Source organism: Carnobacterium sp. ISL-102 (genome assembly GCF_018612935.1).
GTDB lineage: Bacteria > Bacillota > Bacilli > Lactobacillales > Carnobacteriaceae > Carnobacterium_B > Carnobacterium_B alterfunditum.
The window spans coordinates 99,073-111,326 of the sequence record NZ_JAGGRF010000003.1 but is presented as its reverse complement, the minus strand read 5'-3'; the positions used below and the strand labels follow the sequence as shown (position 1 = coordinate 111,326).

Genomic DNA, 12,254 nt, shown 5'->3' with positions numbered 1-12,254 from the left:
TGCTTTAGCAGCTTACAAACATGATACACTTGGGCATTATTTGCCCACAGTGCTTCATTTTAGGCTACAAGCCAATCCTATTCCGGCAGAAATTTCAGGTAACTGATCCCACGTGAAATTTTTGATAAAAAGATTTTAAAGGTAAGGCAGTCAATGGCAGTCTCGTTTGCTACTGATGAGACTGCTTTTTAAAAGTACCTTTAGAATCACTAGTTGGACAGGAAAAGAGACTAGGACATAAGTCCAAGTCTCTCCCTTTTTATTCCATATTGTAATTTACACCTTCTGTATAGGTGTTTGTAGCATCCCAAAGCAAGAATTCATTTACTCCAGCATCATGCAAAGCTCTTACTTGGTCTTCGACTTGCGCCGCACCATAGTTTTGGTAATTTCCTGCCCCTAAGTAAGAAGCGGTAAAATCTTGCAACCAAGGTCTGGATTTAGGAGGCGTTTCTAAACCTGAAAGTAAGTCATTTTCTACTTTTATATATTCAGAAACTAATTTATAAGGTTCTAAATCAGGCTTTTGAATTCCGAAGTAAGTGTTCCAATGACTCGGATAGATCATTGAAGAAATGACATCCACATTTTCAGAGATCTTAGCAAAGTTTTGTCCGATACCAGGCGCTTCTGGAACAGTAGCGGCATAGCCAAAAATATCTACTGAAATTTCAACACCATATGGGTCTAACTCTTCACGAGCGTATTTAACGAAACCAGTAACAGCTTCAACTCGTTGTTGGACATCATCTAAGTCGCTTGTTTCATGAGCGCCACGAGAGTATGTCAATGAATCACTCTTGTTTTCAAAGCCTTCAGGAAAGCGGACGTAATCAAATTGGATTTCTTTAAAGCCCATTTTAGCTGCTTGTTTAGCAACTTCGATATTGTAATCCCATACTTCTTTAGAAAAAGGGTTAACAAAAGCATGATTACCGTTATCTTTCCAAACAGTACCATCTACTTTTTTAAACGAAAGGTCAGGTCTAGCTTCAGCTAATACAGTGTCCCTAAATACCACGATACGTGCAATAGGGTAAATCTTATTTTCTTCTAAATGCTTCATCATACTCGTTGGGTCTGTTACAAGTGCTTCAGTGTTTTGTTGAATAATTTTATTTTCCGATTTAAGATCCATCGTCATTTTCCCAAAATCATCTTTTACATCGATCACCATAGCATTTAAACCACTAGAATGAGCAAAGTTCGTTAATTCTTTCATTTTATCTGTTCCACTAGCCGAGTTAGCTGTAACGTAAATACCTTTTACGCCATTTTCGGGATAGTCGATATCAATTCCGCTGTCATAAATAAATTTAGCAGGGAACTTGGCAGGTTTGCTTAGAATGGGTTCTGTGTTGATCTCTAGTAAAGTAGGTTCAGGGTTCTCTTCAGCAGAGACACTTAGTGGAGAAAATACGACCCCCGTTGTTGCTAATAAACCAAACCAGAATGATGCTTTATTTCTCATAATCATTTATTCCTCTCTCTCAGGTAATTCAATAAAGTTAGGATCAACTAAAGTATAGCCTTTTTCAATTAAGCCCTCAGCAATTGAAACAACCGCATCATTTGTCCATGAACGATCGTGCATCAATAAATTAGCGCCGTTATTTAAATAATCTGTATTCAGCATGATATCGGTTAAAGCTTCGCTATTTTGGTAATTAGCCTCCCAATCATACCCATATGTCCAATTCATCGAAACCATGCCTTCTTCAGCCATTATCGCAGCAGAAATTTCAGTTGTCACACCATGAGGAGCACGGAAGAAGTGCGGTTTTTCACCGATTACTTCATATATGGCTTCATTGGTTGCGATAATCTCTTCTCGCTGTTCCTCAGGACTGATGGTACTTAAATTTGGATGCGTTTGGGTATGATTACCGATGGCGAATCCCATATCGTAAAGTTGTTTCAACTTATCTTTGCCTTCGTCTGATGCTATGTACATACCGTTTACAAAGAAAATGGCGGGTGCGTTGATCATTTTTAACTGTTCAGCTATCTCTACGGCATGTTGATCAGGAGCGTCATCGAATGTTAACAGCGCAACTTTTGGATCAATAGTTTCATCGATCGGTTCAACAACTGAAGTAGCGGCGTTTATTCGATAGCGGTAAGCTTCTTTTTCAGCAGGCAGTTCTTCTGTAGAGTCTATTAAACTTTGAGCGGTACTGCTTGCTTCACTTGCTATTTTTTCATTTGGTTGATCAGATTGATTTTCACTTGCGTCAGAAACAAATGAGCTGCTTGCATCTTGATCAGCTGCGTCAGACGTCTGGCAACCGCTTAAGACAAAGGCACTCATAAGGGAAACTCCTAGCAAAATCAGTTTCATTTTTAAGACTCCTTTACAATTCGTTTAGTTTGAGGCTTCATTTAATTGGTCAAGTGATTTCATTGTAGTTTTATGTGAAGCTTGTACCTCGACTAGCTGCTGGTCTAACTGTAAAAGCCATTCTTTTGTTTTTGCGTCTTGTTCATTGATCGTTTCCATACCCGTTGTAAGTGTTTCGTAGGTGGCTTCTTTTTTACTTAGATCCGTAAAGTAGGTTGCTTGTTCTGCCAATACGGTCTCATAATGAGTGACATAATCATCTAAACTAGCCGTTAAGTGTTCGATACTTGTGGTCAATTTATCCAATTCTTCTTGTGGCAAATCATCACTCATTTTTTCATCTAAGAGTATTTGTTCCTCTTTCATAGCTGCAGTTGTTTCCTTTAATTCAGAAAGAGAAGCGGAACGCGCATCGACATTTTCAAAAACACTGGAGGTACCATCTCCAAATGTACTTAATGACTCGTCTTTTGAAAGAGTCGCTTCAAAAGTCTGTTGTAAATTTTTTTCTTGCTCAGTAATGGCATTTAAGTCATCCACGATTTGTTCTGTTTTCGTTTCAACTGATGTAGTTGATTCGATAGCTTCTGCAACATCATTCGTGCTGCAAGCAGTCAAGAACAACGAGACGGCAAATAAATTTGTAGCTAAATATCTTTTTTTCATCTTTTACAAAACTCCCTTTATTAGTTTAACCAAAATCGGCCCAAAGAAAAGAACGTCTAGGATACCGCATCACGTTCTATATTAAATGAGCAACTTCCTCCAGTATAACAAACGCTTCTTAATTTCTAAAGTGATATGACCAGTTATTTAATATCGGATAGTAAGCAATCAAAAATAAAAAACTATCTCTTAACTAGAGAATCATGTAAAATGGATTAGTAAGTGTAAAACAGAATGAAGTAAAGAGAGGGCTAATATGTTCGTATATTATATCTTAGCAGCCATCATAGTGGCCGCTGATCAGTTCACTAAACTTTTAACCGTGCAGAATATTGACTTATATGAAATAGTAGAAGTTATTCCAAACGTTTTATCTTGGATGTACATTCAAAACACCGGTGCAGCTTGGAGCATTTTAGAAGGACAGATGTGGTTTTTTTATCTTGTAACGATTGTAGTAGTAAGTGTAGTCATCTATTACTTGCAAAAATATGGCAAACAAAGTCGTTTGTTTTCAACCGCGTTAGCACTTATTCTAGCTGGTTCATTAGGGAATTTTATTGATCGCATTCGGTTTGAATACGTTATTGATATGGTTCGTTTAGAATTTATTGATTTTCCGATTTTTAATATAGCTGATATGTCTTTAAGTATTGGGGTTTTCCTAATGATTATTTTTGTTTTCATAGACGAAAGAAATGAAAAAAAGAAACACTAAACCATTCCTAGATTGCAAAGAGAAGGTTTAAAAAAAAGGAGATCGAGCATGTTACAAGAACATAATTTTATTATCAAAGAAGAAACAGGTCGCTTAGACAAAGTGTTGACTGAATTGCTGCCAAAGATCACCCGTTCACATATCCAACAATGGATCAAAGAAGGAAATGTATTGATAAATGGCGAACAATTAAAACCCAATTACAAAGTACAAGCAGGAGATGCTATTTCCGTTATTGAACCAGAGCTTGTCTCTTTAGAAGTGCTTGCAGAAAACATTCCTATCGAGATCGTTTATCAAGATGAAGATGTCGTAGTGGTGAATAAAGCACAAGGAATGGTCGTTCATCCTTCTGCTGGTCATCAAACAGGAACTTTAGTGCATGCGTTGATGTATCACATCAATGATTTGTCTGGCATCAATGGGACCATTCGTCCAGGGATCGTTCATCGAATCGATAAAGATACTTCAGGTTTGTTGATGGTTGCTAAAAATGATGTAGCGCATGAAAAATTAGCCGCTCAATTAAAAGATAAAACCTCTGTGAGAGAGTATATAGCACTCGTTCATGGTGTGATCCCTCATGAAAAAGGGACGATCGATGCTCCGCTTGGGCGCTCAAAAATAGACCGCAAAAAACAAGATATCATCGATGGTGGAAGAGAAGCTGTGACACATTTTACCGTTCTTGAACGGTTTAAAGATTTCACTTTGGTTTCATTGAAACTAGAAACTGGCAGAACGCACCAAATCAGAGTCCATATGAAATACATTGGTTATCCTCTTGCTGGAGATCCAATTTATGGCCCTAGAAAAACCTTAGAAGGCAAAGGACAATTTTTACATGCCCAAGTACTAGGATTCAAACATCCAACTACTGATGAATTTTTAACTTTTGAAGCGCCATTGCCACAGTTGTTTGAAGATACCTTAACAAAACTAAGAGATGAATAACTTTTTTGATTGACTTTTTAAAAGACGCTCTGTATAGTCAAAAGTGACAGAAATATAAAATATCCTTTAATCCTAGTCCTGTGAGACTAAGAAGGAGCATAGTAAGAAAAGGTGACTGTGCCTTCTCTTATATTACTCAACAGTAATATGCCCTCTTCGACCATTAAAGGTTAAGAGGGCATTTTCTATTGGCGGGTCCTATTAAAGCGATATTAAAAAATGGAGGGGAAAACATGTCGATCAAATCAGAAGTAGAAGTAGTTGATCAAGCTGCTGTGAAACGAGCTTTAACGCGTATCACCTATGAGATCATTGAAAGAAACAAAGGAATAGAGGACCTGATTTTAGTTGGCATCAAAACACGCGGCATTTATCTTGCACGAAGAATTGCTGAGCGGATGAAACAATTAGAAGGTGTGGATATTCCAGTCGGTGAATTAGATATCTCACTTTACCGAGATGATGTCCATTCAATTGATTCTGCTAATGAACCTCGCATAAATGGATCGAATATTCCTGTACCCATTGAAGGCAAACAAGTGATTTTAATTGATGATGTCTTGTATACCGGCAGAACGATTCGCGCAGCGCTAGATGCTTTAATGGATCTAGGTCGCCCAAGTAAAATTTCTGTAGCAGTACTTGTTGATAGAGGACACAGAGAATTGCCGATTCGTGCGGATTTCGTAGGTAAAAATATTCCGACATCCTTGGGAGAACAAATCAAAGTCGGGGTCGAAGAACTTGACGGAGAAGATCATGTTCTGATTCAAAAACTAACTAACTAACTAACTAACTAAATAACTAACTAAATAAAAATCAAGTGAAACTTTAAATTAGCCCTGTGAGACTAATAAGGTCATTGCGATAATACCACCCGGATCCTTTGCTGGAAATGCAAAGCCAGCTGCGGGGGGATTATTCTAGAACCTAAAGTTTTCAATAAACTTTAGGTTCTTTTTTTATACTGTTTGACTACTCTCACAAATAAAAACGGACCAGGAGGAAGAAGACAATGGAAAAAATTTATGCATCGATGGCTTTAGACCATTTTATTTCTGTAGAAGCTTTAACAAATGAAGAGGTCCTTACTTTAATCAAACGGGCATCACAATTAAAAAAAGGGATCCTTCCAACGCAGATAAAGGATCCTCTTTATGCCGTGAATTTGTTCTTTGAAAACAGTACGCGTACGCATAAAAGTTTTGAAATGGCTGAAAAAAAATTAGGCATTGAAATCATTGACTTTGAACCTTCCACAAGCAGTATCAAAAAAGGTGAGAGCCTTTATGACACCGTTTTGACTATGTCAGCGCTAGGAACGGACATTGCTGTCATCCGAGACAGTAAAGAAGCTTTTTATACAGAATTGATCACTAGTTCTTCCATTAAATGTGCCATCATCAACGGAGGCGATGGAACAGGTCAGCACCCAAGTCAATGTTTACTAGATTTAATGACGATCTATGAAGAATATGGCCATTTTGACGGTTTGAAAATAGCAATCGTCGGTGACTTGAAGCATTCAAGAGTCGCTAAGTCAAATATGACTATGCTGAAGCGGCTTGGAGCAGAGGTGTTCTTTTCTGGTCCTGATCAATGGATAGACGGATCATTTAGCGAGTATGGCAACTATTTAGCCATCGATGATTTGGTTTCTGAAGTAGATGTTGTGATGCTGTTGCGTGTGCAACACGAACGTCATGAAACGCACGAAACGGTCAGTATTGAAACTTACTTGGATAATTATGGTCTTAACGAAACACGTGAAAAGAAAATGAAGCCGGCAGCAATCATTATGCATCCTGCACCAGTCAATCGTGATGTGGAATTGGAAAGCTCGCTCGTCGAGTGTAGTCGATCAAGAATCGTGACTCAAATGTCGAATGGCGTGTATGCAAGGATGGCTATTTTAGAAGCGATCATAGCTGGACGAAATAAAACGGGCAAACAAGCTGATGATACTTTCACCTCAGGAGATGAATAGATGACGATCTGGATAAAAAATGCTATTATGTTGAATCAAAAAGAAGCATACAGGCCAATTGAACTTTTGATCAAACAAGAAACGATTCAAGCCATTGGAGAAGATCTCACCGAGCTAAGTTCAGCTACAGATGAAATTATTGATGCTCAAGGAGCATTAGTTACACCAGGTTTAATCGATGTCCATGTCCACTTAAGAGAACCGGGTTTTTCTTATAAGGAAACCATCAGGACAGGAACGATGGCAGCTGCGCGCGGCGGGTTCACAACTATTTGTGCCATGCCGAATGTACGACCAGAACCGGATACAGCTGAAAAAATGGCCGCCCTACAAGCGAAAATAGCACAAGATGCGGTAGTGAAAGTCAAACAGTATGCACCGATCACGATGGGCTTGCACAGTACTACACTAACAAATCAAACCGCATTATTAACAGCAGGAGCCTTTGCCTTTACGAATGACGGAGTAGGCGTTCAAACAGCTGGTACGATGTACTTAGCCATGAAAGAAGCCGCTAAAAAACAAACTGTTATCGTGGCACATACAGAAGATGATTCGCTATTATTTGGCGGTGTCATGCACGAAGGAACGCGTAACAAGGAATTGGGACTGCCAGGGATCCTCAGTGCAACCGAAGCGAGTCAAATCGCACGAGACGTTTTGCTGAGTGAGGCAACCGGAGCTCATTATCATGTTTGCCATGTTTCAACAAAAGAAAGCGTATGGGTCATTCGTGAGGCAAAACGTGCGGGTATAAACGTAACCGCTGAAGTGACTCCTCATCATTTATTATTAACAGAAAACGATATTCCGGCTGATTCCAGCATCTATAAAATGAATCCGCCATTGCGAGGCGCGGATGATCGGCAAGCGTTGATCGATGGGTTAGTGGACGGTACGATCGATCTGATCGCAACGGACCATGCTCCACATAGTAAAGCAGAAAAAACAGGTGGAATGGTAGGCTCGCCATTTGGGATCGTGGGCAGTGAAACAGCTTTTTCCCTGTTGTACACTCATTTAGTTGGGCCAGGGCTTGCAACACTTGCCCAACTTATCGACTGGATGTCGTATAAACCGGCAAAAGTATTTGGTTTAGAAGGTGGAACGATCGAGGTTGGTCAAAAAGCTGATTTAGCCTTCTTTGATCTAACGACTCCAAAAAAAATCCTAGCCGAAGAATTTCTTTCCTTAGCAACGAATACACCGTTTATCGGATGGGAAGTCAAAGGGACAACAACCATGACACTGGTCGATGGAATAGTCGTCTATAAGGAGGGATCGATAAGATGAAACGATTATTATTGCTTGAAGACGGAAGCATCTTCAAAGGAAGAGGTTTTGGCTCGACAAATGACGCTCTTGGAGAAGTCGTTTTCTCAACAGGGATGACAGGTTACCAAGAATCGATTACCGACCAGTCATACAATGGCCAAATGTTGGTTTTCACTTATCCTTTGGTCGGGAATACCGGGATCAACCGAGAGGATTACGAATCGATCGATCCAACAATGAAAGCCGTGATCGTAAAAGAATTTGCTCGCGTCCCCTCTCATTGGAGAAGTCAAATGAGTTTAGATGAATTCTTGAAAATCAAAAAAATACCTGGGATAGCCGGTGTCGATACAAGAAAACTCACACGACTCATTCGAGAACAGGGCACGATGCGCGGATTGATCATTGATGCTGAAGATGATATCAAGCATGCTTTCGATCAATTAAAAGCGACTGTTTTCCCGCCAAATCAAGTTGCTCAAGTGTCAACGACTCGTCCATACGTTAGTCCGGGTGAAGGGAAAAACGTGGTCGTTATTGATTTCGGATTAAAACAGAGTATCTTAAAAGAATTAAATAAAAGAGATTGTCACGTGACTGTCCTGCCATACAATACGACCGCCGAAACGATCCTAAGCTTAAATCCAGATGGGGTGCTGTTGACTAATGGTCCAGGAGATCCAACATCACTACCAAATGTCCTTACGGTAATTCAAACTATCCAAGAGAAATTGCCAATATTCGGAATCTGTTTAGGTCATCAATTGATTGCTTTAGCAAATGGAGCCAGCACGTTCAAAATGAAATTTGGGCACCGAGGATTTAACCATCCGGTAAAGGAAATCGCAACCGGGAGAATTGATTTCACTTCGCAGAATCATGGATACGCAGTTGACGCCAATTCGATCGATAAAGAAAAATTGTTTGTGACTCATATCGAATTGAATGACGGAACAGTAGAAGGCGTCAAGCACCGTCATCATCCCGTGTTCAGTGTTCAATATCATCCGGACGCTGCACCGGGACCACACGATGCCGCTCACCTGTTTGATCAGTTTATGGAATCAATGGATGCTTGGAAGGAGACAAAAAAGAATGCCTAAACGGACAGATCTAACAAAAATCATGGTCATCGGTTCAGGGCCGATCGTCATTGGCCAAGCAGCTGAATTCGATTACGCGGGTACTCAAGCGTGTCTGGCCTTAAGAGAAGAAGGTTACGAAGTCGTATTGGTCAACTCCAATCCCGCTACGATCATGACGGATAAAGAAATTGCGGATAAAGTTTACATCGAACCGATCACCTTAGAGTTTGTCTCTCGTATCTTACGAAAGGAACGTCCAGATGCTATCGTTCCGACCCTAGGCGGACAAACGGGACTCAACATGGCTATGGAATTAGCCAATTCTGGGATCCTTGAGGAATTAAGTATTGAATTGCTTGGAACCAAATTAAGCGCGATCGACCAAGCAGAAGACAGAGATTTATTCCGTAAATTGATGCATGAGTTAAACGAACCTGTACCAGAAAGTGATATTGTCCATACGGTTGCAGCCGCTTTGTTATTTGCTGAAAAAGTCGGCTTTCCAGTCATCGTCCGCCCAGCCTTTACACTAGGCGGAACAGGTGGGGGGATTTGTGATAACGAGGAAGAGTTGAAAGAGACCGTTACGAATGGATTAAAATTATCGCCTGTTAGTCAGTGTTTAGTCGAAATCAGTATAGCCGGGTATAAAGAAATCGAGTACGAAGTGATGCGAGACAAAAAGGATAATGCAATCGTTGTCTGTAACATGGAAAATTTCGATCCAGTTGGGATCCATACCGGAGATTCAATCGTTTTTGCTCCCACACAAACCTTAACGGACAGAGAGCATCAAATGCTGCGTGATGCATCCTTAAAAATTATTCGCGCTTTAGAGATTGAAGGAGGATGCAATGTTCAATTAGCTCTTGACCCAGCTAGTTCAAATTATTACATCATTGAAGTGAACCCGCGTGTCAGTCGCTCTTCAGCTTTAGCAAGTAAAGCAACGGGTTACCCAATCGCTAAATTAGCCGCAAAAATTGCAGTCGGCTTAACGCTTGATGAGATGAAGAACCCAGTGACCGGGACAACGTACGCTGAGTTTGAACCAGCGCTCGATTATGTCGTTGCGAAAATCCCCCGTTGGCCATTTGATAAATTTGAACACGGCGACCGCCAACTTGGGACACAGATGAAAGCTACGGGTGAAGTTATGGCGATTGGTCGGACACTAGAAGAAGCCTTATTAAAAGCGGTACGTTCGCTAGAGATAGGGGCATCTCATGTCTTATTAGAGGAAGCTTCCCAAGCCGAAGACGAAGCACTAATTGGAAAAATGATCAATGCCGAAGATGATCGCTTATTCTACTTAGTAGAAGGTATAAGGCGTGGCTATCCGATCGAAGACTTGGCAAACTTAACAAAAATCGATTTGTTTTTCTTAGATAAGTTACTGCATATCGTGGAATTAGAAGAGGAACTGAAACAAAGTGTTAAAGATATTGATGCCTTAACTACCGCAAAAGAATACGGCTTCTCAGATAAAGCGATCGCTCAGTTATGGGATACCTCTGAACGAGCCGTATCAGAATTGCGTTATAAGAATGATATTGTTCCAGTCTACAAGACAGTCGATACGTGTGCAGCAGAGTTTGAGTCCAACACGCCTTATTTTTATAGTACGTATGAAGAAGAGAATGAGAGCATTGTTTCAGCTAAGCAATCGGTTTTAGTTTTAGGATCCGGTCCCATACGAATCGGACAAGGGGTAGAATTTGATTACGCCACGGTCCACTCGGTTAAAGCCATTCAACAAGCAGGCTATGAAGCGATCATCATGAACAGCAATCCAGAAACCGTTTCAACTGACTTTTCTATTTCAGATAAACTGTATTTTGAACCTTTGACTTTAGAAGACGTGATGCATGTCATTCGGCTGGAGCAGCCAGTTGGGGTGATCGTTCAATTTGGAGGGCAAACAGCCATCAACTTGGCAGAACCGTTAACGGAAATGGGTGTGACCCTATTAGGAACCAGTGTAGAAGATTTGGATCGAGCTGAAAACCGGGATCTATTCGAACAAGCTTTGAATGAACTTAAAGTTCCTCAACCCTTAGGAGCGACAGCGACAACTGAACAAGAAGCAGTCGCTATTGCAGATCGAATCAGCTATCCCGTTTTAGTTCGTCCAAGTTATGTTTTAGGCGGGCGCGGGATGCAGATCGTAGACACACAACCGGATTTAGAAAATTATATGCGAAATGCGGTCAAAGCTTCACCTGAACACCCGGTCTTGATCGACCGGTATTTAGTCGGAAAAGAAGTTGAATTGGATGCAATCTGTGATGGTGAATCAGTCCTTATTCCGGGCATTATGGAGCACATTGAACGCTCGGGTGTCCATTCAGGAGATTCGATGGCCGTTTATCCGCCTCAATCCTTATCCAAAGAAATCCAAAATACGATCGTCGACTACACTACTCGCTTAGCTCTTGGCCTGAATTGTTTGGGCATGATGAATGTTCAGTTTGTGATCCATGACAACACCGTCTATGTTATCGAGGTTAACCCTCGTGCCAGTCGTACAGTTCCCTTTTTAAGTAAAGTGACCGGGATCCCAATGGCTCAAGTAGCAACTAAAGTGATTTTAGGCCAATCTTTAAAAGAACAAGGATATACCAACGGCTTGTATAAAGAGTCTGAACTCATTCATGTGAAAGCTCCTGTATTCTCCTTTACTAAATTGAACAAGGTAGACGCTTTATTAGGCCCTGAAATGAAATCAACAGGAGAAGTCATGGGAAGCGATACAACACTGGAGAAAGCTCTTTACAAAGCTTTTGAAGGAAGTTACATGCATTTGCAAGATCACGGAACGGTATTGTTTACGATCTCTGATGAAGACAAAGAAGAATCGCTAGCTTTAGCCAAACGCTTTTATAACATTGGCTACACGATCGTTACGACTGAGGGGACCGGACAGTACTTTGCAAAGAATCAGCTGCAGGTAAAAATAGCAGCGAAAATCCATCAAGAAGTTGATGAAACGGTATTGGATCTTATTCAAGGGAATGGTATTCAACTAGTTATCAATACGCTGACGACCGGAATGGGCGTAATAAATGATGGCAAAGTGATACGAAAAGCAGCTATTGAGCAAGGCATACCTTTACTGACGTCACTTGATACGGTCGCAGCTATTCTGAACGTGCTTGAATCGCGTAACCTCATGATAAGTCCGTTATAGCATGCGAAAAAGGTGCAAGAATCGATTTGATTAAAAGA

10 protein-coding genes are annotated in these 12,254 nt (G+C 40.6%); 7 read left to right on the top strand and 3 right to left on the bottom strand.

What is annotated here, in order from left to right; all coding sequences use genetic code 11:
- Positions 1-259: 259 nt before the first annotated feature.
- Genes J7E16_RS02180 through J7E16_RS02170 form a run of 3 tightly spaced genes read right to left on the bottom strand, consistent with a single transcriptional unit; the run spans position 260 to position 3,007 of the window.
- The gene (locus tag J7E16_RS02180; protein ID WP_214888205.1) at positions 260-1,471 is read right to left on the bottom strand and encodes a putative glycoside hydrolase; all 1,212 of its coding nucleotides are present in this window, start codon (positions 1,469-1,471) and stop codon (positions 260-262) included.
- A 6-nt stretch (positions 1,472-1,477) separates the two neighbouring features.
- Complete coding sequence (locus tag J7E16_RS02175) at positions 1,478-2,341, bottom strand: polysaccharide deacetylase family protein (RefSeq protein ID WP_214888202.1); 864 nt, start codon at positions 2,339-2,341, stop codon at positions 1,478-1,480.
- Positions 2,342-2,365: 24 nt separating this feature from the next.
- Positions 2,366-3,007, bottom strand: a complete 642-nt coding sequence (locus J7E16_RS02170) for a YkyA family protein (protein ID WP_214888200.1) — start codon at positions 3,005-3,007, stop codon at positions 2,366-2,368.
- A gap of 256 nt (positions 3,008-3,263) precedes the next feature.
- On the opposite strand from J7E16_RS02170, the gene lspA reads away from it, so the two are divergent.
- The 7 genes from lspA to carB all read left to right on the top strand — a co-directional run bounded on the left by lspA (position 3,264) and on the right by carB (position 12,216).
- On the top strand, positions 3,264-3,725 hold the full coding sequence (gene lspA / locus J7E16_RS02165; RefSeq protein ID WP_034548690.1) for a signal peptidase II: 462 nt from the start codon (positions 3,264-3,266) through the stop codon (positions 3,723-3,725).
- 48 nt (positions 3,726-3,773) lie between these two features.
- Complete coding sequence (locus J7E16_RS02160) at positions 3,774-4,679, top strand: RluA family pseudouridine synthase (protein WP_034548691.1); 906 nt, start codon at positions 3,774-3,776, stop codon at positions 4,677-4,679.
- Positions 4,680-4,912: 233 nt separating this feature from the next.
- On the top strand, positions 4,913-5,467 hold the full coding sequence (gene pyrR / locus J7E16_RS02155) for a bifunctional pyr operon transcriptional regulator/uracil phosphoribosyltransferase PyrR (RefSeq protein WP_034549185.1): 555 nt from the start codon (positions 4,913-4,915) through the stop codon (positions 5,465-5,467).
- 227 nt (positions 5,468-5,694) lie between these two features.
- Positions 5,695-6,666 carry an aspartate carbamoyltransferase catalytic subunit gene (locus J7E16_RS02150; protein ID WP_214888198.1) on the top strand — a complete coding sequence of 324 codons (972 nt, stop codon included), beginning with the start codon at positions 5,695-5,697 and terminating at the stop codon, positions 6,664-6,666.
- Positions 6,667-7,959 carry a dihydroorotase gene (gene pyrC / locus J7E16_RS02145; protein WP_214888196.1) on the top strand — a complete coding sequence of 431 codons (1,293 nt, stop codon included), beginning with the start codon at positions 6,667-6,669 and terminating at the stop codon, positions 7,957-7,959. It begins immediately after the preceding gene.
- Positions 7,956-9,044, top strand: a complete 1,089-nt coding sequence (locus J7E16_RS02140) for a carbamoyl phosphate synthase small subunit (protein WP_214888194.1) — start codon at positions 7,956-7,958, stop codon at positions 9,042-9,044. Before pyrC ends, J7E16_RS02140 begins: the two co-directional genes overlap by 4 nt.
- Complete coding sequence (carB, locus tag J7E16_RS02135; RefSeq protein WP_214888192.1) at positions 9,037-12,216, top strand: carbamoyl-phosphate synthase large subunit; 3,180 nt, start codon at positions 9,037-9,039, stop codon at positions 12,214-12,216. Before J7E16_RS02140 ends, carB begins: the two co-directional genes overlap by 8 nt.
- The last annotated feature ends 38 nt before the right edge of the window (positions 12,217-12,254 follow it).

Coding starts and splice junctions, on each gene's coding strand:
- J7E16_RS02180 (WP_214888205.1), bottom strand. CDS start 1,471: ATGAGAAATAAAGCATCATTCTGGTTTGGTTTATTAGCAACAACGGGG.
- J7E16_RS02175 (WP_214888202.1), bottom strand. CDS start 2,341: ATGAAACTGATTTTGCTAGGAGTTTCCCTTATGAGTGCCTTTGTCTTA.
- J7E16_RS02170 (WP_214888200.1), bottom strand. CDS start 3,007: ATGAAAAAAAGATATTTAGCTACAAATTTATTTGCCGTCTCGTTGTTC.
- lspA (WP_034548690.1), top strand. CDS start 3,264: ATGTTCGTATATTATATCTTAGCAGCCATCATAGTGGCCGCTGATCAG.
- J7E16_RS02160 (WP_034548691.1), top strand. CDS start 3,774: ATGTTACAAGAACATAATTTTATTATCAAAGAAGAAACAGGTCGCTTA.
- pyrR (WP_034549185.1), top strand. CDS start 4,913: ATGTCGATCAAATCAGAAGTAGAAGTAGTTGATCAAGCTGCTGTGAAA.
- J7E16_RS02150 (WP_214888198.1), top strand. CDS start 5,695: ATGGAAAAAATTTATGCATCGATGGCTTTAGACCATTTTATTTCTGTA.
- pyrC (WP_214888196.1), top strand. CDS start 6,667: ATGACGATCTGGATAAAAAATGCTATTATGTTGAATCAAAAAGAAGCA.
- J7E16_RS02140 (WP_214888194.1), top strand. CDS start 7,956: ATGAAACGATTATTATTGCTTGAAGACGGAAGCATCTTCAAAGGAAGA.
- carB (WP_214888192.1), top strand. CDS start 9,037: ATGCCTAAACGGACAGATCTAACAAAAATCATGGTCATCGGTTCAGGG.